The organism is Streptomyces sp. NBC_00829 (genome assembly GCF_045161795.1).
Lineage (GTDB): Bacteria > Actinomycetota > Actinomycetes > Streptomycetales > Streptomycetaceae > Streptomyces.
The window spans coordinates 6981592-7002175 of record NZ_CP108867.1 but is presented as its reverse complement, the minus strand read 5'-3'; the positions used below and the strand labels follow the sequence as shown (position 1 = coordinate 7002175).

At 69.7% G+C, this 20584-nt stretch carries 17 protein-coding genes and 2 pseudogenes; 7 read left to right on the top strand and 12 right to left on the bottom strand.

All coding sequences use genetic code 11. The features are described 5' to 3' along the window. Nucleotides 1-6: 6 nt before the first annotated feature. Nucleotides 7-633 (bottom strand): YigZ family protein, encoded by a 627-nt coding sequence (locus tag OG293_RS31370; RefSeq protein WP_406002123.1) that lies wholly within the window; start codon nucleotides 631-633, stop codon nucleotides 7-9. Between the two features lie 62 nt (nucleotides 634-695). Here OG293_RS31370 and OG293_RS31365 point away from each other — a divergent pair, with 62 nt between their 5' ends. After that, nucleotides 696-1103, top strand: coding sequence for a CoA-binding protein (locus OG293_RS31365; protein WP_406002122.1), 408 nt, complete (start codon nucleotides 696-698; stop codon nucleotides 1101-1103). 54 nt (nucleotides 1104-1157) lie between these two features. Here the strand turns inward: OG293_RS31365 and OG293_RS31360 are convergent, their stop codons facing one another. Further along, nucleotides 1158-1712 (bottom strand): YbaK/EbsC family protein, encoded by a 555-nt coding sequence (locus tag OG293_RS31360; protein WP_406002121.1) that lies wholly within the window; start codon nucleotides 1710-1712, stop codon nucleotides 1158-1160. A 41-nt stretch (nucleotides 1713-1753) separates the two neighbouring features. Next, nucleotides 1754-2326 (bottom strand): helix-turn-helix domain-containing protein, encoded by a 573-nt coding sequence (locus OG293_RS31355; protein ID WP_406002120.1) that lies wholly within the window; start codon nucleotides 2324-2326, stop codon nucleotides 1754-1756. A 93-nt stretch (nucleotides 2327-2419) separates the two neighbouring features. Between OG293_RS31355 and OG293_RS31350 the strand changes: the two genes are divergently transcribed. Next, nucleotides 2420-3286 carry an EamA family transporter gene (locus tag OG293_RS31350; protein ID WP_406002119.1) on the top strand — a complete coding sequence of 289 codons (867 nt, stop codon included), beginning with the start codon at nucleotides 2420-2422 and terminating at the stop codon, nucleotides 3284-3286. Nucleotides 3287-3374: 88 nt separating this feature from the next. On the opposite strand, the gene OG293_RS31345 is transcribed toward OG293_RS31350, so the two are convergent. Both OG293_RS31345 and OG293_RS31340 read right to left on the bottom strand, forming a co-directional pair. Next, nucleotides 3375-4136 carry an acyltransferase gene (locus OG293_RS31345; protein WP_406002118.1) on the bottom strand — a complete coding sequence of 254 codons (762 nt, stop codon included), beginning with the start codon at nucleotides 4134-4136 and terminating at the stop codon, nucleotides 3375-3377. Nucleotides 4137-4598: 462 nt separating this feature from the next. Continuing rightward, the gene (locus tag OG293_RS31340) at nucleotides 4599-7433 is read right to left on the bottom strand and encodes a LuxR C-terminal-related transcriptional regulator (protein ID WP_406002117.1); all 2835 of its coding nucleotides are present in this window, start codon (nucleotides 7431-7433) and stop codon (nucleotides 4599-4601) included. A gap of 108 nt (nucleotides 7434-7541) precedes the next feature. Between OG293_RS31340 and OG293_RS31335 the strand changes: the two genes are divergently transcribed. Beyond that, nucleotides 7542-8036, top strand: coding sequence for an ATP-binding protein (locus tag OG293_RS31335; RefSeq protein WP_406002116.1), 495 nt, complete (start codon nucleotides 7542-7544; stop codon nucleotides 8034-8036). A 49-nt stretch (nucleotides 8037-8085) separates the two neighbouring features. Here the strand turns inward: OG293_RS31335 and OG293_RS31330 are convergent, their stop codons facing one another. The 3 genes from OG293_RS31330 to OG293_RS31320 all read right to left on the bottom strand — a co-directional run bounded on the left by OG293_RS31330 (nucleotide 8086) and on the right by OG293_RS31320 (nucleotide 9962). Beyond that, entirely contained in the window at nucleotides 8086-8619 is a 534-nt protein-coding gene (locus OG293_RS31330) for a gamma carbonic anhydrase family protein (RefSeq protein WP_406002115.1), read from the bottom strand. Nucleotides 8620-8704: 85 nt separating this feature from the next. Beyond that, complete coding sequence (locus tag OG293_RS31325; protein ID WP_406002114.1) at nucleotides 8705-9361, bottom strand: DedA family protein; 657 nt, start codon at nucleotides 9359-9361, stop codon at nucleotides 8705-8707. 163 nt (nucleotides 9362-9524) lie between these two features. Further along, entirely contained in the window at nucleotides 9525-9962 is a 438-nt protein-coding gene (locus tag OG293_RS31320) for a DUF4442 domain-containing protein (protein ID WP_406003774.1), read from the bottom strand. A 109-nt stretch (nucleotides 9963-10071) separates the two neighbouring features. On the opposite strand from OG293_RS31320, the gene OG293_RS31315 reads away from it, so the two are divergent. Both OG293_RS31315 and OG293_RS31310 read left to right on the top strand, forming a co-directional pair. Further along, entirely contained in the window at nucleotides 10072-11097 is a 1026-nt protein-coding gene (locus OG293_RS31315) for a hypothetical protein (protein ID WP_406002113.1), read from the top strand. A 139-nt stretch (nucleotides 11098-11236) separates the two neighbouring features. Further along, nucleotides 11237-12535 (top strand): MFS transporter, encoded by a 1299-nt coding sequence (locus tag OG293_RS31310; protein ID WP_406002112.1) that lies wholly within the window; start codon nucleotides 11237-11239, stop codon nucleotides 12533-12535. On the opposite strand, the gene OG293_RS31305 is transcribed toward OG293_RS31310, so the two are convergent. Both OG293_RS31305 and OG293_RS31300 read right to left on the bottom strand, forming a co-directional pair. Continuing rightward, nucleotides 12497-13342, bottom strand: coding sequence for a spermidine synthase (locus tag OG293_RS31305; RefSeq protein WP_406002111.1), 846 nt, complete (start codon nucleotides 13340-13342; stop codon nucleotides 12497-12499). The genes OG293_RS31310 and OG293_RS31305 overlap by 39 nt on opposite strands. A 91-nt stretch (nucleotides 13343-13433) precedes the next feature. Next, a pseudogene (locus tag OG293_RS31300) lies at nucleotides 13434-14357 on the bottom strand (elongation factor Tu); the annotation flags it as partial. 59 nt (nucleotides 14358-14416) lie between these two features. Between OG293_RS31300 and OG293_RS31295 the strand changes: the two are divergent. Continuing rightward, nucleotides 14417-15913, top strand: a complete 1497-nt coding sequence (locus OG293_RS31295; protein ID WP_406002110.1) for a recombinase family protein — start codon at nucleotides 14417-14419, stop codon at nucleotides 15911-15913. A 474-nt stretch (nucleotides 15914-16387) separates the two neighbouring features. Here the strand turns inward: OG293_RS31295 and OG293_RS31290 are convergent. Beyond that, nucleotides 16388-17763 (bottom strand): annotated as a pseudogene (locus tag OG293_RS31290) (IS1380 family transposase). Nucleotides 17764-17842: 79 nt separating this feature from the next. Next, nucleotides 17843-19300: an IS4 family transposase gene (locus OG293_RS31285; RefSeq protein WP_331752271.1), complete on the bottom strand. Its 1458-nt coding sequence runs from the start codon at nucleotides 19298-19300 to the stop codon at nucleotides 17843-17845. A gap of 111 nt (nucleotides 19301-19411) precedes the next feature. Between OG293_RS31285 and OG293_RS31280 the strand changes: the two genes are divergently transcribed. Then, nucleotides 19412-20371, top strand: a complete 960-nt coding sequence (locus tag OG293_RS31280) for a hypothetical protein (RefSeq protein WP_406002109.1) — start codon at nucleotides 19412-19414, stop codon at nucleotides 20369-20371. Nucleotides 20372-20584 lie beyond the last annotated feature (213 nt).

Below are 20584 nucleotides of genomic sequence, written 5' to 3'. Positions count from 1 at the left end.
GCGGCTTCAGGCGTCCCCATACGCCTCACCGCCCAACTCCAGTCCCGCAGTCCCCGCCGTGGCGTCGGCGAGCCAGGCCCGGAACGCCTCCACATCGGCCTCCGGGAGACCGATCTCGATCGTGACAGCCTCCGCGTAGCGCACCTCGCGCACATCGCGTCCGGTCGCGCGCAGGTCGTTCTCCAGCTTGCCCGCCCGCTGGTGGTCGACGGTGACGGTGGCCAGCCGGAAGCGCTGCCGGGTGAGGGTGCCCAGAGCGTCCAGGGCTTCGCCGACCGCTCCCCCGTACGCCCTGATGAGTCCGCCCGCGCCGAGTTTCACTCCGCCGTAGTACCGGGTGACGACGGCCACGACATAACGGACTTCGCGCCGCATCAGCATCTGCAGCATGGGCACGCCCGCGGTGCCGCCGGGTTCGCCGTCGTCGCTCGCCTTCTGTACGGCCGCGTCGGCACCGACGACATACGCGAAGCAGTTGTGTGTGGCGGTCGGGTGCTCCTTGCGGATGCGTGCGACGAAGGCCTGCGCCTCCTGTTCGGTCGCGGCGGGCGCGAGCGCGCAGATGAAGCGCGATCTGCTGATCTCGGTCTCGTGCACGCCCTCGCGGGCGACCGTCCGGTACTGCTCCTGCATCACGCCACCCTATGCGCCGCGCGGAGGGGAATGCTCCGCACCGGACTCCGGTTGTCCGGTGCATGTACGCAGACGCAGAGACGATCCGCAGGATCCTGACCGCGACCGGCGACACATGGGCGGTGGTCGGCCTGTCCGGCAACGAGTCGCGGGCCGCGCACGGTGTGGCCGATGTGCTCCAGCGCTACGGCAAGCGCATCGTGCCGGTGCATCCGAAGGCGGAGACGGTCCACGGCGAGCAGGGCTATGCCACCCTCGCCGACATTCCCTTCGAGGTCGACGTGGTCGATGTCTTCGTCAATTCCGATCTGGCGGGACAGATCGCGGACGAGGCCGCGGCGATCGGCGCGAAGGCGGTCTGGTTCCAGCTGGGTGTGATCGACGAGGAGGCGTACGAGCGCACCCGCGAAGCCGGCCTCGACATGGTGATGGACCGCTGTCCGGCGATCGAGATTCCGCGGCTCGGCTGAACGGGCGGACTGCACAGCCGAAACTGTGAGCCCGGCAAGATCGCCCGGACCGGCCTAGACGCCGAGGCCGTCCACGACCACCGCACCGGGCAGCCCCACGAAGGCCTTGCCGGGCACGATCAGCTTGCCGCGCCGACGACCGCTTCCGATGAGGACCCACTCCGTTTCGACGACGGCGGAGTCCACCAGCAGGGGCCAGTCGGCGGGCAGCCCGATGGGGGTGATGCCGCCGTACTCCATCGCGCTCTCGCCGGTCGCCGTGTCCATGGACGCGAACGACGCCTTGCGGGCGCCCAGTTGCCTGCGGACGACGCCGTTGACATCGACGCGCATTCTGGAGAGGACCACGCAGGCGGCGAGCGTCGACTCTCCGCCACGCCTGCCGGCCACGACCACGCAGTTCGCCGAGTTGTCGAGCAGTTCCTGCCCGTGGTGCTCGACGAAGACGGCGGTGTCGGCGATCGCCGGGTCGGTGTCGACATAGATCAACTGCCCTGCCGGGACGGTTCCCTGCCAGGCGCGCACGGCATCGGCGACCGGCCGGGTGAGCTCGTCGAGGCAGTCGGCGGCGGGCCGGGCTTCGTCGAAGTGTCCGATGGGAGCGCGCATGGCCTCACGCTAACAGCGGCTCCGCGGTGCGCGATCGTGTCTCAGCGTACGGGCGGGACGGCGACGGCCATGGTCATCTCCACTGTGTCCTCGCCGTCGTTGCGGTAGGCGTGCGACACGTTCGCCTCGAAGGTGGCGGACGTACCCGCCGCCACGGGGTAGGCCTCGCCGTCGACGACGAGGGTGAGCTCGCCCGCACTCACATGGAGGAGCTCGACGGTCCCTTCCGGGTGCGGGTCGGACTCGCTGCGGTCGCCGGGCATCAGCTTCCAGGCCCACATTTCGAGAGGCCCGCGGCGTTCGGCGCCGACGAGCAGCCTGGCTGAGCTCCCTGTCGACGTGGACCACAGCCGGACGGTCTGCTCCGGGGGTACGAGGCGGACCTGCGGGCCCTGCTCGTAGTCGAGGAGCGTGGTGATGCTGACGCCGAGGGCGTCGGCGAGCTTCACCGTGGTGCCGACGCTCGGATTCGTGCGCGCCTGCTCGATCTGGATGATCATGCCCCGGCTCACTCCGGAGCGGGCGGCGAGCGTGTCGAGGGTGAGCCCGCGCTCACCTCGCCAGTGCTTGAGGTTGCGGGCGAGCGACTGCGTCAGCTGGTCGAGGTCCGACACGTTCCGTCCAATATTCTCAATGACAGAGTTCAATATACTGCACTACGGTGTGGTGCACCCAAGCGTTCACCGCACTGTACTGCGAGGCTCGACATGACCGCACTGTTCGCCCTGGCCACCAGCCTGCTCTGGGGCCTGGCCGACTTCGGCGGCGGCCTGCTGACGCGGCGCACACCGGCCCTCACCGTGGTGGTCGTCTCGCAGTCGATCGCGGTGCTGGTGCTCGGCACGATCGTGCTGGCCACCGGCGCATGGCACGAAGCCGGACCGCAGCTCTGGTACGCCGCGGCGGCGGGCGCGGTCGGCCCGGTGGCAATGCTCTCCTTCTACAAGGCGCTCGCCCTCGGCCCGATGGGCGTGGTCTCCCCGCTCGGATCACTGGGCGTCGCGGTGCCGGTCGGTGTCGGCCTGGTCATCGGCGAGCGGCCGGGACTGCTGCAGTTCGCCGGTATCGCGGTCGCCGTCGCCGGAATCGTCCTCGCGGGCGGCCCCGAGCTGCGCGGAGCGCCGGTGCGGCGTCAGGCGATCCTGCTGACGCTGCTCGCCGCCTTCGGCTTCGGCGCGGTGATGGCGCTGATCTCCGAGGCGTCGACCACGATCACCGGGCTCTTCCTCGCCCTCTTCGTCCAGCGCGTCACCAATGTCGCGGTCGGCGGCGCGGCGCTGTACGGCTCGGTGAAGCGCGGCGGGCGGGTCCTGCCCGAGGACGGCGGCGCCCGGGTCGTCCTGTCCGCGCTCCCGGCGCTCGCCTTCGTCGGCCTCGCCGATGTCGCGGCCAACGGCACCTACTCCGTCGCCGCACAGATCGGCCCCGTCACCGTCGCCGCAGTGCTGGCCAACCTCTACCCGGTGGTGACCGTGCTCGCCGCGCTCGTCGTACTCAAGGAGCGGCTGAGGGTGATCCAGGCGGCGGGCGCGGGACTTGCGCTGGTGGGAACCGTACTGCTGGCCACCGGCTGAGCCACGGCGATCGTCAGACCCCTCAGCCCTCTTCAGGGCACGCTTCTACGCTTCCTCAGCCCTCTTCAGGGCCCGCTTCGACACTGCCTCAGCTCTCTTCGAGGCTTTCCTCAAGGCTCTCTTCGAGACCGGCGAGCGCGAGCAGCTGCTCGGGGGTGACCCCCTCCGGGATCGGCACGGGAGCGGGAGTGCGCAGCGGGGGCTGCCAGCCGCGGACGGGATCCCAGCTACGGACCACGCGCGCGGGAGCACCGGCGACCACCGAGTGGTCGGGGACCTCGCCGCGTACGACGGCACCCGCGGCGACCACCACATTGCGGCCGAGGCGTGCGCCGGGAAGGATCACCGCCCCGGTGCCCAGCCAGCAACCGCGCCCGATCTCCACGGGCTCGGTCCGCGGCCACTGCCGGCCCACCGGCTCGTGCGGGTCGTCGTAACTGTGATTGGTCGAGGTGATGTAGACGTACGGGCCGCAGTAGGTGTCCGAACCGATGGTCACCTGCGTATCGGCGATGACATGGCTGCCGCGGCCGAGAACCACACCGTCGCCCAGCCTCAGCACGGTGTCGACGCCGAGGTCCAGACCGGGCATCATCCCCGCCGTCAGGGTGACCTGCTCCCCGATGACGCAGTGGTCGCCGAGCTCGATCCAGGCCTCGCCGAAAACCGTGCCCTGCGGGAAGGCGAGCCGCGTGCCGGAGCCGATGCAGCGGAAGCGCAACCGTCCTGGGTGCTCGGCGGTGACGGCACCCGCCTCCTGCACCCAGCGCCAGCCGCCGTGCACGGCGCGCGCGAGGACACGCCGACGCCAGGCGGCGAGCGACGAGAACGTGTTTCGGTTTTTCGGCACCCGCCCACGGTAATCGGCCCGACCTGGGCGGACGTGCGTGCTCGGCTGTGACGTTCACCCCACCGCGGATCCCCTGTCACGGGATGGCTGGAACCGGCCCCTCCCGTGGGTGATCGGCCGCGGCTGCACTGCTCATCCGTCCCAGCACACGGCATCAACGCCGCGTCGCCGTCAAGGGTACTGATCATCCATCAGCTGACACGGACGGCGTCCTGGCCGAATCCTTCCCCCTCCGCAGGACCGTGTTCGGGGCCGGACCCCCTCGGCGGAGGCGGCCACCAGCGGTGGGGATGCGGCACGCGCCCGCCCTGTAATCCGGCACCCCGAACACAGCGCCGAAGCGGGCACTCTGTTGCCGCGAGAGCTCCGGGCAATGGTGCGTTCCGCTTTCGGTGAGGGGAAGCTATGCCGCCTTCCCGCCCCCGCCTGTCCGTAGAGTCGATCTACGGATACGTAAGAAATTCATGTGGCCCGTGTGCCCCGTGCACGGTTGAGTTGCTGACGTGACTGCGATTCGAGCTTCCGGCGGGCCCGGGAGACGTGTTGCTCGACGGTGCGCGGCGACAGATGCAGGGTGGCGGCGATCTCCCGGTTGGTGAGCCCGGCGGAGGCCAGGTCGACAACCTCCTGCTCGCGAGGGGAGAGCTGGTCGCCGTAGCTCGGGCGCCCGCGCGGGCGCTGCTCCGCCCCGGGCTGGTGGGAGCGGAGCGTCGCCCGGACCCGGGCGGCGTCCCAGCCCGCTCCCAGGTCGGTCAGCCGCTGGACACAGGATGCGAGCTCCTCTATGGCGGACGCCTCGGCCTCGGGGTCCTCTCCCGCCTCCAGCACGCACCGGGCGGCCAGCTCGGTGGCGAGAACGGCCGCGTACGGGCGGGGCATCTCGGCGTACACCGCAGCCGCGTCGCGGAAGTGGGAAGCAGCCGGCGCAGGCTCGCCCGCGGTCTCCAGCAGCACACCGCGGCACCAGTGCAGTGCCGCGACCGCCGAGGGCGCGGGATTGCCCTTGAGTCCCCCCTCGAACTCGGCGGCCATCTCCTCGGCCGCCTTCCTGCGGCCCGCGCGGGCGGTCGCCTCGACGGCCCAGGGCGCCAGTTCGGCCGCCCACACCCAGACGCCCTTGTCGCGCAGCCGGTCCCAGGCGTCGGCGGCCTCCGCGGCGGCTGTGTCGGCATCGCCGCGGGCGAGCGCGGTGCGGACCAGCGCGCCGGCCGCGGCGGCGACATGCGGCAGCGGTGAGCCGACCGGCAGGGGGCGTCCCTCCCCGGACAACCAGGCCGCCATCTGCTGCCATTCGCCCTGGGCCAGGGCGAGCATGCCGAGCACGATGCGTGCGTCGGCCGCCGGTCCCGGCATCACACCGGACTCGGCGACGAAGGCCCGCGCCCGGCCGGCCAGGCCGTTCCACCGTCCGGTGATCCAGTCCAGCAGCAGGACGCTGCCGCGTCCGTCCTGTTCGACGTAGGACGCCCCGCTGCGGGCCGCCAAGTCCAGTCCTTCCTCCAGCAGGTCACCGACGCGCCGGAGATGGCCCAGCCACAAGGAGGCGTCGGCGGCGTTGACCACACCGCGTGCCACATGGGGAAGCCGCTCGGGGTGAACGGTCTCCTCGCGCAGCCGGTCGAGCACCTCCCACGCTGTGGGGTCCCCGATCTCCAGCTGTACGGCGATGCAGCTGGCGGCGACCGCCGTGCGCACCTCGGGGTCGTCACTGCGGGCCGCCATCTTCTGGACCTTCTCCAGCCAGTGCAGATTCCGCTCCAGCGGGACGGCGGACATGACGGGCATCGCGAGCGCCGACATGGCGCGTGCGGCGAGAGCGGGACGTTCGGCCAGCTCGTCGACCGCCTGTTCCAGCTCCACCCAGCCCTGGAGGCCCATGCCTGCCTGGTTGTACAGGACCAGTCCCAGGTCGAGCCGGATCTGGCCGCGTACGGCCGGGGGCAGGGACTGCTCGTCGAGGATCTGGCGCAGCACCTGCACGGTCTGGTCGGTGTGCAGCCCGAGGACCGCGCTGTGGGCCAGCAGCGGCGCGAGGCGGGCGCGGACCTCGCGCGGCACGGCGGGGTGGGACAGGGCCTGCTCCAGCAGGTCCATCGCCGTCTGGTGATCACCGGCCTCGGCACACTGCTCTGCGGCCCGTTCGACCGCTTTCAGCCAGCCGCGCAGCCGGCCGCCGCGCCGGCGGTGCGTCGCGAGCCGGGCCCAGGGCACCGGCCTGCGGTGGGCGAGGACGGTCGCCGCCCGGCGGTGCAGATCCTGACGCAGGGGCCCGGGAAGCTCCTGGTAGACGGCTGTTCCGGCGAGCGGGGACGGAAACCCGTACAGGCCACTGCCGGTCTCCTGGAGTACCGCTGCCCGCAGCGCGGCCACCAGCGCGGAGCGCCCGGTTTCGGCGGGCAGCGCGGCCACCGCGTACAGATCCTCGGCGCTGCTCGGCTCGTCGAGGACCGCCGCCGCGCCGGCGACGGCCCGCTGCTCCGGGGGCAGCGCCGCCAGCCGCCCGAGGACCAGCTCGGCCAGGCGCACGGGGGTCCCTGTGGCGTCCACGTCCCGTGCGCCGTAGCGCTCCCGGGGCCCGCATACGTCCTCCAGCTGGCGCACCAGGTCGACGACGACCTGCGGAACACCGGCGGAGCGCTCGTGGATGCGGGCGATCAGCTCGGGCGGGCAGCTTTCGGCGCCCAGCCGCTCCTCGACCATCGTGCGCACCTGCTGGGCGTCCAGCGGTTCGAGGCGTATCCGCAGGAGGGAGAGGCGTGCCGGGTAGGCGACGGCTCGGCCGAGGACGAGGCCCGGCTCGGTCAGTTCCTCCGGCCGGTAGGCGAGCACTGTCGCGAGTCCGGCGGGCGGCCGTTCCAGGACCCGGCGCAGCAACTCCCGGGAGGCGGGGTCGGCCCGATGGACGTCCTCGGCGATCAGCAGGACGGGGCCGTCGGATTCCAGGAGGGGCGTCAGTTCCTCGGCCAGGGCGGCAGCGTCCGGATGGACACGTGAGGACAGCGGGGTCGCTTCGGGGTTGGCGCCCCGGTCGCCGGCCGTCCCGGGGCGTGCGCCGGGGTGATACGCCAGGGAGCTGCCGCAGGAGACGAAGGTCAGCACGATGCGTGGGCGGGGGCCGCCCTCCGAGGCGGCGAGCAGCCGGTCGACCAGTCTGCTTTTGCCGGTCCCGGCGGGCCCCTCGACCAGCAGCAGCGCAGGCTGCCGGGCGGGACGGTCCAGCGACTGCTTCAGCCAGCGTTCCCAGGCGTCGTCACTGAGCGTGCTCACCAGCTCACTCTCCTCGACATTTCCGGTCATTTCATTTCTTTAGGTATCCGTACTTCAGTCTCCCCAATTGCGCCGATGATGCGTTGCCATGAGCGTAGAGCTGCTCCCGGGCGTCCACCCGGGCAAAAGGAGCTGACCGTGATCGCATCAGAGGAGTCCTCCCAACGTCCGCCCGCGAGCCTCATGCCGCACGGCGGAATTTCGGGTCTGGCCCAGTGTGCGATGTCGGCGACGCCGGATGCCGCGCGCACGCTGAGACATTTCGCGCGGGCCGTGGCTCATCGATGGCGACTGCACGACGACTTCCACGAGGCGCTCTCGGTGATCGTCACCGAACTCGTCAGCAATGTGGTGCTGCACAGCGGCAGTACGTGGGTCGCGGTGGCCATCAAGGTCCGCGGGAACACCCTGATCACCGAGGTGAGGGACGGCGGGAGTTGGGTGCACCGCCAGGTACGACGGCAGGAGCCGCTGGACGCCCACGCCGACTGCGGGCACGGCCTGCGGCTCGTCGAGTCGTTCGCGACGCGAACCACCACACGCCGGCTGGAGGCGGGCAGCGTGGTGGCGGCCGAGATCGTCATGTCCGCCCGCGTCGCCGCTCCCCGGCAACCCGGGCCTCAGCCGCGATGAGGACCGCCGCGGCGGTATGACGTCCTACGGCCACAAGGCCGGCGAACGGTCAGCCGATCTCGGTGGCTTCGCCGTGCCCCTTGGCGAGCATCAGATACATCGACGCGTTGAGCTTGATGCCCTCGCGCTCCTCTTCGGTCAGCTCGCGCTTGACCTTGGCGGGCACGCCCGCGACAAGTGAGCCGGGCGGGACCCGCATCCCCTGGGGGACGAGCGCTTGCGCCGCGATCAGTGAACCGGCGCCGATGTGGGCGCCGTTGAGGACCGTGGCCCCCATGCCGATCAGGACGTCGTCCTCGACCGTGCAGCCGTGCAGTACGGCGTTGTGACCGACCGAGACCCGCTCGCCGACGGTGACCGGGAAGCCGGGGTCGACATGGACCGTGCAGTTGTCCTGGATGTTGGTGTCGGCGCCGAGGACGATGGGGCCGCAGTCGGCGCGCAGCACCGTGTGGTACCAGACGCTGGCACCCGGAGCCATCGTGACCTCACCGATCACCACGGAGGTGGGCGCGGTGAAGGCGCCGGGCGCGATGCTCGGCTGCTTGCCGCCCACCGCCGCGATCAGTGCCTGGTGTGCCATCGCCTTCTCCTTGGTTTCCCCGCCGGATCCGCCACCGCCGGATGTCCGGTCGTTCACGTGCCGGATGTGCGCCGGGCCGTGTGGCTCAGTCGGCCGCGGGCACGGCGTCAGGCTCGGCCGCCGGGCTCTGCGCCTGCGCAGCCGCCTTCTTGGCGCGGTTCTTGAGCACCAGCAGGGAGGTGAGCCCGATCAGCACGGCGACCACGAGCCCCAGCCACGAGAAGCGCTTGAGCCAGGCTTCGGCGACGACGCCGACGGAGTAGATGACGGCGGTCGTGCCGCCCGCCCAGAGGATTCCGCCGAGGACGTTGGCGATGAGGAACTTCCAGTACGGCATGCGCAGGACGCCCGCGAGCGGCCCGGCGAAGATGCGCAGCAGGGCGACGAACCGTCCGAAGAAGACGGCCCACATGCCCCACTTCTCGAAGGACCGCTCGGCCAGGGCGATCTGTGGCTCACCGAAGTGCTTGGGGAACTTTCCACCGAGCCAGGCCAGCAGCGGCCTTCCGCCCTTGCGTCCGATGGCATAGCCGATCGAGTCGCCGATGATCGCGCCCGCGGACGCGCAGGCCCCGAGGACGTACGGGTTGATCTCGCCGTGCTGAGAGGCGAGCAGCGCCGAGCTGACGAGGACGATCTCACCCGGCAGCGGAATACCGAGGCTCTCCAGCCCGATGACCACCCCCACCAGGAGGTAGATGCTGACCGCGGGAACGGTCTCGAGCCACTCCTGGACGTGCAACGCCGGTTCCTCCCGAAGTCTCGCCGCGCAACGACTGCCCGGCGTGCGCCTCGCCGGCGCTTGCCGGGCAGCCTACCCGGTGACGTTGTCACCGCGACTGCCAAGAGCGGAGCACCCCGCGCGAGCAGAGGGAGGAACCAGCGGTTCCGGGTGGTGGTGGCGCTCAGGCGTTGGGGCGCAGAGTCCAGACGATGGTCATCTCCCCGGTCACCGCGCCGTCCTCGCGCTGGATGGCGATCTCGACCGGGAACTCGGGACGCCCACCGGCGTCGAGCTCGGCGACGACCTCCTTGACCGGGCGTCCGAGGGTGGCGGTCGCGGTGACGACGCCCATCGCCAGCTTCTTGTAGCCGATTTCCGCCTTGACAGCGAGCGGCACGGCCCGGTTCATCTGGTCGCCGAAGGCTGCGATGACGATGGCGCCGCTCGCGGTCTCGGCCAGCGTGAACATGGCACCGGCGTGCGGGCCGCCGACGTGGTTGTGGTAGTCGGACTGGTCCGGCATACGGACGACGGCACGCTCTGACGTGGTCTGAAGGAACTCCAGATTGAGGGTCCTGGCCATGGGAACGGTCGCGGCGAGCATCTCGCCGACTGTCATCTGATCAGCGCTCATGGAGGGCAATGTTACCCACCGGTAGGACTCTTGGCCATGCCCGTGCGGGGGCGGACGTGGCACGCGTGACACCGCACCTCTATGGTTACTCGCCATGTGGCCAGGACAGCAGCCGCCCGGGGGCGAGCAGAACCCGCAGGACCAGAACCCGTACCAGCAGCCGGGATACCACCAGCCGAATCCCTATCAGCAGCCTGGGTACCAGCAGCCGGGATATCAGCAGCCCAACCCGTACCAGCAGCCGACGGTGCCGCAGTACGCCGTGCCGGGGCAGCCGCCCGGCGCGCCCCAGCCGCCGCAGGACAACAAGAAGAAGACGACGATCGTAGCGATCGTCGCGGCCACGGCCGTCGTCGTCGCCGCGGCCGTCACCGGCTTCATCGTGCTGAAGGACGACGACAAGGGCGGCACCGGCGACGAGGGCGGCAAGGTCACGACGTCCAAGACGCCCTCGACGGACAAGCCCAGCGACACGCCCGCTTCGCCGACCGAGAACCCGCGCGGCGGCGAGGACGCCAAGCCCACCATCGCGGGCTGGAAGGTCGTCACCAACCCGAAGCACGGCACGGCGTTCGACGTCCCGCCCACCTGGGAGGTCGCGGGCGCGGGCGTGAGCACCGGCTTCGAGGACGAGAAGAAGGGCGACGGCTCTCCCGTCATCGCCATGTCGGCCCCGGCCCACTACAAGAGCAAGTGGTGCTCCTTCGACTCCAACAAGGACGGCAAGCCGGAGGACTCGGGCCTGAGCACGACCGGCACCAAGGGCGGCAAGGGCGCGAAGGACTCCGCGACCGCCGCCTACAACGAGGCCGGCAACTGGGTGTGGGCGGGTTACGCCCAGACCGAGCCCAAGGGCACCGTCAAGATCACCAAGGCCAAGCCGTACACCACCAAGTCGGGTCTCAGCGGCAGCGTCGCGACCGCCACCGCGCTCGGCGTGAAGAAGTCGAACAAGTGCGAGACTGACGGCAAGTCGGTCGCCTTCACGTTCAAGAACCCGCAGGGTGACTTCAAGACCTGGGTGCTGTACGCCAACACGGGTGTCCCGGGCGAGGTCACGGACGCAACCATCCAGCAGATCCTCGGCACCGTGCGCCTGGCGGGCACGCCGACGGACTGAGGGCCCGGCAGACGGACCAAGAGCCCGCCTGACGGTCCAAGAGGTCGGCCGACGGTTTAAGAGGTCGGCCGGGTGACGCGCGGGCCGGCCACCGGACTATTGGTTTGGCAATCGGCCCGGCAGCGGGGATAGTCCCGTGGTGACCTCCCCCACCGCCACTTCCCGCCGTGCGCGCCGCCCCGAATGGGCGGGCCGCAACTACGTCCTGCTGACCGCCGCCGCGATCGTCACCAACCTGGGCAGCCACGGTGCGCTGATCGCGGCGGCGTTCGCGGTTCTGCAGTCCGGCGGGGACGGCGGCGACGTGGGCCTCGTCGCGGCCGCCAGGACGCTCCCCCTCGTTCTCTTTCTGCTGATCGGTGGCGCGGTCGCCGACCGGATGCCGCGGCACCGGGTCATGGTCGCCGCCAACGCGCTCAACTGTGTGTCCCAGGCGGCCTTCGCCGTCCTGGTCCTGGCGGGCGACCCGCGGCTGTGGCAGATGATGTTGCTGACCGCGCTCTGCGGTACCGGACAGGCGTTCTTCAACCCGGCCGCCGAGGGCATGCTGATCTCCACTGTCGGCGGCGAGCAGGCGAGCCGGGCCTTCGCGCTCTTCCGGATGGCGATGCACGGGGCGGCCATCGGCGGAGCCGCGCTCGGCGGCGCGCTCATCGCAGCGGTCGGCCCCGGCTGGGTCCTTGCCGTGGATGCCGCGGCGTTCGCCGTCGCGGGTGCGTTCCGCGCCTTCCTGGACGTCGGCCGGGTCCCCGCCCGGGAAGGCGGCGGTGGACTGCTGGCCGATTTGCGCGACGGCTGGAAGGAGGTCAGCAGCCGGCCGTGGCTCTGGGCCATCGTCGCCCAGTTCTCGGTGGTCGTCGCCGTCGTCGGCGCGGCCGAGTCCGTCTACGGGCCGCTGGTGGCCAGGGACGAGCTGGGCGGCGCCGGCCCCTGGGGCATGGCCCTGGCCGCGTTCGGCGTGGGCACGCTCGGCGGGGCCCTGCTGATGATGCGCTGGAAGCCCCGGCGGCTGCTGCTCGCCGGAACGCTCTGCGTCTTCCCGCTGGCCGCGCCGTCGGCCGCACTCGCCGTACCGCTGCCCGTGACCGGCCTCGCGGCCGTGATGCTGCTCAGCGGGGTGGCGATCGAGGTCTTCGGCGTCGCCTGGATGACGGCGCTGCACCAGGAGATCCCCCAGGACATGCTCTCCCGCGTCTGCGCGTACGACTGGTTCGGCTCGGTGGCGATGCTGCCGCTGGCCACCGCACTGGCCGGCCCCGCGGAGAGCCTGTTCGGGCGGCGCGAGTCCCTGTGGGGATGCGCCGCGCTGGTCGTGCTGGTCACAGCCGCCGTGCTGTTCGTCCCGGACGTACGGAATCTGACCCTGAGGACGAAGCAGGTGGCCGGTGCGCCTGCCACCTCAGCCGATGCTGAAAGCCCCGTCGGGCGGCTCGGGTGAGGGCACCGCGTCCGCGTCGGCCACCGGTGCGGCCGTTCCGATGAGCCGGGTCAGCGGCGGTCCGTGCTCCACCCGAGCCGGGAAGGCGTCAGACGCGGTGCGACGTGCCAGGGCCGCCGTGTCGATGGGCTTGCCGGAAGCGAGCAGCAGAGTGTTGCCGAAGCGCCTGCCGCGCAGGACCGAGGGCTCGGCGATCAGCGCGATCTCCTGGAACACCGCAGCGAACGTGGCCAGTTGAGAGCGCAGAAAGGCGAACGGCGCGCCGTCCGCGAGATTGGCCGCGTAGACACCGCCGGGCCGCAGGACACGCTCCGCCGCCTGCGCGTACTCGACGGAGGTGAGATGGGCGGGCACCCGTGAGCCGCCGAAGACATCGGCGATCAGTACGTCCGCCGAGTCCTCGGGGGCCGCCTCGACCCAGGCACGGGCGTCGGCGCCATGCACCTCGATACCCGATCCGGCGGGCAGCGGCAGCCGCTCGGCCACCAGCGCGAGCAGTCCGCGGTCCGCCTCCACGACGTCCTGCCGCGAGCCGGGCCGGGTCACGGCCGCGTAGCGCGGCAGTGTCAGCGCCCCGCCTCCCAGATGCAGCAGATCGAGCGGGACTCCCTCGTCCGCGGCGCAGTCGACGACATGCGCGAGGCGCCGCGTGTACTCGAACTCCATGTGCGTGGGCGCGTCCAGGTCCACATACGACTGGGGTGCCCCGTCCACCGTCAGCAGCCAGGCCCGCTCCCGGTCGATGTCGGGCATCAGCTTGGCGGTGCCGCCGTCGACGTCACGGATGACCGGTATCTGCTCGTTCACCGTCTCATTGTGCCCGCATCGCGGCGAGGCCTCCCCGTGCACGGCGACGGCTCCGGCCCGCCTCCCGCCGGAGCGGGAGGCGGGCCGGGGATCACACCAGTTCGGTCACCGTCCCGGCTCCGACCGTGCGACCGCCCTCACGGATCGCGAAGCCGAGCCCGGGCTCCAGCGGGATGTCGCGGCCCAGCTCCACGGTCATGGTGACCGTGTCCCCGGGCCGTGCGACGGCCGCCTCACCGAGGTCGATGTCGCCGACGACGTCCGCGGTGCGGATGTAGAACTGCGGCCGGTAGCCGGTGGAGACCGCGGTGGTTCGGCCCCCCTCGCGGCCCGAGAGCACGTACACCTGCGCCGTGAAGCGCCGGCTCGGCACCGTACTGCCGGGCGCCGCCACGACGTGGCCGCGGCGCACGGCGTCCCGCGGCATCCCCCGCAGCAGCAGCGCGACGTTGTCCCCGGCCTCCGCGCACTCCATCGGCTTGCCGAAGGTCTCCAGGCCTGTGACCGTGCTGCTCTGCGGACCGGTGTCCGCGCCGAGCACCTCCACCCGGTCGCCGACGCGGACGGTGCCCCGCTCGATCGCCCCGGTGACGACGGTGCCGCGGCCGGTGATGGTGAGGACGTTCTCCACCGACAGCAGGAACGGCGCGTCCGTGTACCTGACGGGCATCGGCACATAGGTGTCGACCGCGTCGAGCAGCGCCTCGACGGCCGCCGTCCAGCGCGGGTCGCCCTCCAGCGCCTTGAGCCCGGAGACCCGCACGACCGGCGCGGCGTCGCCGCCGTACCCGTGGGAGGTGAGCAGCTCGCGGACCTCCAGCTCCACCAGGTCGGTGAGCTCGTCGTCGCCCGCGTCCGCCTTGTTCAGGGCGACCACGATGTGGTCGACGCCCACTTGGCGGGCGAGCAGGACATGCTCGGCCGTCTGTGGCATGACCCCGTCGAGCGCGGAGACGACAAGGATCGCCCCGTCGAGCTGCGCGGCTCCGGTGACCATATTCTTGACGTACATGGCCGGTTTACCCTGTCATAGTTGCCGGACGGGATCATTTCCGCAGATCACAGGGTGGGAACGTGGAAGAGATAGACCTGTACTTACGTAAGAGCAAGATCGTGCGGGAGGGGGTAGAGGCGCTGACCTTCCAGACACAGGAAGACCGTGGACGGGCATGGGCTGCGCAGCACGGGTACAGGGTGCGGAAGGTCTGGAAGGACAACCTGAGCGCGTGGACCGATGCGAAGCGTCCGGAGTTCGAGCGTGCTCTGGCGGCGCTTAAGCGCAAGGAGGTTCCGGCGCTCTGGTGCTACGCCGTGGATCGCTTCAGTCGGAAGGGTGCTGGTGTCGTTGCCGGATTGCTGGACTCCGGTACTCGCCTGATCTTCGACTATGAGCGGCTAGATAGTGCTGAACCCCGTGACCGTGAGCGCATCATCATGGATGCCGAGCGAGCTAAGTCGTCTTCAGACTTCCTTTCGTACAGGGTGCGTGACACTAAGGATGGTCAACGACGCAGGGGTATTTGGCTGTCCGCTGCTCCGTACGGACTCCGCAAAGACAAGTCGGGGAAACTGCACCATGCCAAGGAATGGTCGGTTGTGCTCCGGATTCTGGAAGAGGTCGGAGACGGCAAGTCGGCCCGCGCCGTTGCACGTGGCCTTACGGCAGACGTCGTTCCGTCACCCAAGGGCGGAGCGTGGGGGGCTTCCACTGTGCGCCGTATCGTCGCGAACCCTGTCTACGAGGGATGGCAGGTAGTCGCCCTTTCTCGTGAGTACACGTGGCCTGTTGCCTATCGGGACACCACAGGTCAGCGGGTTTCCGTGTTCGCCAAGGGCGTTGGACCGGCACCGACGCAGATCGTGGAACGTGCTAGGCGAGTGCAGGCGGGGCACCAGCGGGGAAAGCTTGGTGCGCGGGTTGGGCGCGCATCGCACCTTCTGACTGACCTTCTGCGCTGCGATGGCTGCGGCTCGAAAATGCCCACCATGGGCCGGTCATACGTATGCAACGGCCACGCGATGGGTAAGCCGTGTCCTGCTCCTGCATCTGCCATGCGTGAGCGAATAGAGCAGTACGTGTTCAGTCGCTGGTTCGCTCAGGTGGTCTATGCCGAGATGGGTGACCCTCTGATGATTGCCGTTGCTGAGAGGTGGGCGGCTCTCACGGCACCGAAGGAGACCGAAGATGCGCGAGAGGCTGTGGCGGCTGTAAAAGCGGCCGAGGCGGCAATTGAACAACTCGCCAACGACCGCGCCAAGGGTTTGTATAAGGGTGCCATGGGTAAGCACTTCCCCCGATTGGTAGCTGAGGCGGAGGTCACTCTGAGGGATGCGCAGCAGCGAGCAACGGCATTCTCTGGCCATCGCGTTGACCTCACGATGTTCGATGACAACACGCTGTTGCTGGAAGCATGGGAAGTCGCCGACACCCCGATACGGCGGGACCTCTTGAGAGTCGCAGTCGACAGGATCACGGTCACGCAAGCTGTTCGCCGGGGCGCTCCCTTCGACGGGGATGCGCGCTGCGCCATCGAGTGGGCGACGCCGTCCGACGAGGGAGAGGGGGTCTAGCCGCTCCGCTGAGCGCCGTTCGCGGCCCGTCGCTGGGAAATCCTGGTGGCGGGCCGTTCGGCGTTTCTGGGGGCGTGTGGAGCTTGGGGCTTGAGGTGGTGGCACGGTGGTGGATGACGATGTTGGACCCGTGTCCGGGTTCTCTTCTAAGAGTGCTGTTTTTCATTCCTCTCTCTTCACCTAAACGGCGTTTGACCTGGTGGTTTGTTAGTCTCTGGGATCACCTCTTGGGTGGTTGTCGGGTCACCTTTGGTCACTTGGTTGGTCAGTGGTTGGCAAGACAGCGGGGGTGAACTGTTTTCAATGTCTTTAGCCTGGATCTTTCGTGACGGTCCGTCGGTTTCTTCGGCGGGCCGTTTCGGTTGTTCGGGCTGGTGGTGGCCAGGCTGATGGCCCGGCTGTCGCGTCGGGTGGGCGCCGGGTTCCACGGCTCCGGTCGGGATGGTGCTGCTTGCAGGGACGGGAAAGTGCTGGTCAGCCGGGGTTGGGGAGAGCTTCGAGCCGTGCCAGGGCGTCGGTGATCACGTCGGTCCAGGGCCAGTGGCGCGCGAATCTCAGGTGCCGGCGGCGGGCGGTCGTGACGATCTGGGCGGCGGCGGAGAAGAGGCGGAGCCGGAGGCGGCGGGGCTCCCACCTGCGGGTTTTGCCGGTCAAAGCGAGCATGGGCATCCACGCGAGGAGATCGAGAGCGATCTGGACGATCTCCAGCCAGATCTGGTTCTGCGCGGTGTCGTGCAGAGGCAGGTTGCGCAGGCCGGTGGCGCGGGCGGCACGGATACGGTCCTCGGCGCGGGCCCGCTGGCGGTGCCGCAGCTCCAGCTGCGCGATCGGCGTGCCGGTGGTGTTGGTGGCGAACGCGGTGAGGCGTAGTCCGTCGGCGTCGGTGAAGCGCAACTGGGCGCCGGGGTGCGGCCGTTCCTTGCGGACGATCAGCCGCATTCCCTTCGGCCAGCCCCCAGGGCATCGCCGGTAAGTTCGGCGACCCAGGCGCCGTCGCGGATCTCGCCGCCCGGCTCGATGGCCACCGTCCACGCGGTGGGCGGGACCTTGAGGACGGCCTGGTGGATGGCGTCGGTGATGGTCATGCCGACCGAGTACGACAGCCACCGGCCGCGCTGGGCGAGCCAGGCTGTGAACTCATGTGTTCCGCCTCCGGAGTCGGTACGAATCAGCGTCTGGCGTCCGCGCCGGTACTTCTTCGGCAGTTGAGCCAGGGCGAGTTGGGCCACTTCGATGTGGTCGGCGGCGGTGTTGCTGCCGGCGTTGCCCGGCCTGAGCAGGCCGGCCACCGGCTCCCCGCTCCCGCCGCTTCCGTGATCGACGAATCCCATCAGCGGATGGTGTCCGAAGGTTTTCTTCCAGGTCGCGGTGGCGTCCTGCTTCTCGGAGTGCGCCAGCACGAGGACCCCGTCCAGGTCCACGATCACCTGCCCTGAGGCATCCGGGGCCGTGTTCCTGGCCAGGTTCCAGACGTGTTCGCGGGCCTGGGCCCGCGCGGCCCTTATCGCGTGAAGGGCCTTCGGCCCAGCCGCGGCGAGGGTGTCGATCAGGCGGGAGACCGTCGGGTCGGAGGCCACCGGCCCGAACACGGCCGGCTCGGCCCGCAGCATCCCGACATCCGCGAGGCAGTCCCCGCCCAGCGCGACCGCGAGGGCCACGTCCAGGAGGATCTTCCCTGGATCGTGCACCGCCCGCGGACGTCGCCACGGCGTCAGCGCCGTCGATATCGACTGGTCCAGCCCGGCCTTGCGGGCGGTCTCGACCAGCAGCACGGCCCCAGCCTGGGACACCACCGCATGACCGCCGCCCTCAATGCGGACGCGGGGATAGGACCCGATACGCTTCTTCACCTGGGAAGTGCCTCCGACGGTGGCAGGAACAAGGACCTCGACAATCCTCATTCTTGCTGGTCAGAGCAATGCCGGTGATTTAGGGTGTTTTTGCAGGTGAGGATTGGTGTCCTGGGTTCCCTGTGACTTTGAGTGAGTAGCTGACGTGGCTGGGAGGGCGGGGCTCGTCCCGGCGTTTGGCTTCGAAGGTGTTCCTCGGTGGTTTCTTCAGTCGTTGGCAGCGGCGGTCGCGGCGTGAGGGCAGGAGGTCGTTGAGGAGTTCCTGGACTACTTCGCGTCGGGCGGCGCACAGGACCTGCGGGTTCGCTGCGGTCTGTCCGGCGGTCGTGAGCCGGGCGAGTTGCACCGTCGTGGTGAAGGAGATCCGGTCGGGATCGACCTCGCCCTGTTCGGCTGCGTGGACTTTGAGCGCGCATAGTGCCTGGTAGACGGTGAGAAGCGCGTAGATCTCCTGACAGATGAGCTCGGGAGTCTTGGAGCGCAGGATGAAGCCGGCGCCTCGCAGCCGGTTTTTGAGTTCGGCGAAGCCGTTCTCGATCTCCCAGCGCTGGTGGTAGAGCTGGGCCAACTGCCGTGCGGGCGCCTGCCGGTGGTCGAGCAGGCTGGTCGCCAGGCGGAACTTCTCCACGTGGGGCGGCCCGTCCTGGGGTCGGACGGTGACGGTGTAGTCGATGATGCGGACGAGGTGTCCTTGGGGCAGCCCTGTCGGGGTGCGGCCGTGGAAGCGGGCGTTGCCCAGGCGCTGGCCCTCGGCGGGGGTGGGCATGACGGACACGTACGAGCCGTCGGGCAGAACCCACAGTGGCGGCAGGACGAGGTTCTTCTTGATCCGCCAGGCGAGGTGGCAGCCGGTCGCCTCGACCAGGCCCCACAGTTCATGGCCGGCGAAATTGCGGTCGGCCAGCAGCAGCATGCCGGGCCGCAGGGAGGCGAGCAGGCAGCGGGCGAGCTTGTGCTCGCTGAATCTGGCGATCGAGTCGAAGGCCGCGTCGATGATGGCGTGGGTGCCGCACTCGATCAGAGCCATCAGTCTGACCTGCGGGTTTCCGCTCTTGTTGGTGCCGTCACGGCCGGTGAATCCGAACGCGGCAGCGTTCTCGGTGGTGTCCGGCACGTCCAGCGCGGTGCCGTCCCAGGCAACGAGCCGCAGGCCGAAGGCGAACGCTCCCGGGGTCGTGGGTGTCGCCTGGGCGCCGCACCGGCGTTCGAAGAGCGCCTGGAACGGCTTGTCTCCCAAGCGCTGGCGGGCTCTGGTGAGGGCCGAACTGGTGGGCAGGCGCTGGACGAGGCCGCCCGGCAGGTGCCGCAGTCTCTCGGTCAGGGTCCGCAGGACCACCCGGTACCCCGGCGGCCCAGTGCTGTCGGAGCTGCTGAACAGGCACAGGGCCAGGACGAAGTAGACCACCGCGCGGGCCGGCAGAAGCCTTCGGCGGCGCTCAGCCCTTCCAGTCAACTCCAGTACCTCGTCGACCACTTCGGGGGTGATCTCCTCAGTGAGTACGCCGAGCCGGATCCGGTCGCCGAACTGCGGTTCCAACCGCCTTCGGGGACTTCCAGCGGACACCGGCCGGGGCGTCGACATGACGATTGAGGCAGATGCGATGACAGACTGAGCGCCCAACGGGGCTCCCTTGCAGACAGTCGGATCTTGGTCGATCTTCTGTCCTACCGGGAGCCCCGTTGCCATGTCCCGAGATCATCTGGCGCATCATCAGATCGTGGTGGATCTCCCCATGCAACCCAGGACCTGCTCACCCAAAACCGCCATCAGTATGCGCTCCACCTGCACCGATGCACTAAATCACCGGCATTGCAGCTCAGAGGCGCTTTTCGCTTACCTGGCCACCCGTCGGACAGCCCGCTTCATGAAAGCGCGAGGTTAGTCAAGGGGTTTTGGGTGAGTAAGTACATAGCCGATGCGTCGGCACGCAGTGCGCTGGAAGCGGCGGCCGGTTACGCCGACAGGGCGGGCGTTCCGGTGCCGTTCGTGTGGTCGGGGGCGCAGTGGACGACGCCGGGCGGTGAGTGGCGGGACTGGCCGCTGATCCGGCGCGGCATGGGCGAGTGGCTGCGCGCCGTGGTGGCAGGGTTGGACGCTGCGGGATCGGACGGGGAGCGCCGCGAGGAAGTTCAGCGACACATGCGGGATGCGCGTTTCGCCGCCTTCCATGCGATCGACCCTGATGACAAGCAGTGGCATACGGACGTGGCGGAGGGATTGGCCCGGGATCTTGCAGCCATCCCCGCACCGGTCCACGCTGCGCCCTCCCTTGTGCGGGATCTGCGGAGTGTGGCGTCAGAGATCGAGTCGGCATCCGACGCGCGGGCAACTCAACTACTGTCCCTGGCTTCGCAGTTCGAGGCCTTCCGCGCGCCGCTGAATGATCCGGCATCGTGGGTGCGGAACTTGGGCGCTGCGCCGTATGGCACGCACGTGCGTACCTCTGCGGTGTGGGAGGCGTTCGCGACGGCGGAGCCTGTTCTGGCTCGCTCGCTGGGCACGGTCACGGGTAAGCGCGCGCTGTTCGCTGCGATGGATGTGCGGTTCGGTGCGCGCCGGAAGCTGTCGGGGTACGAGGGTTGGCGGGGCGTCGCGCTGTCGGAGTGACCCCCAGGGAGGTGCCCCCTGCCTCTTCCTGGCATGCGCGTCTGGGAGAGAAAACTCTCGCAGGGATCAACCGGGCGTTTTCGCGGAGGAGCGAGCACCTGCGAGGCGGACGTGTCGTGTCGCAACTGGCGCTGATTGCGCGGGGGTTGCTGTGCGTGACGGTTGGCGGGGCGTCTATCAAACGATGGTTTGTGAGACACGCCGCTGATGCTC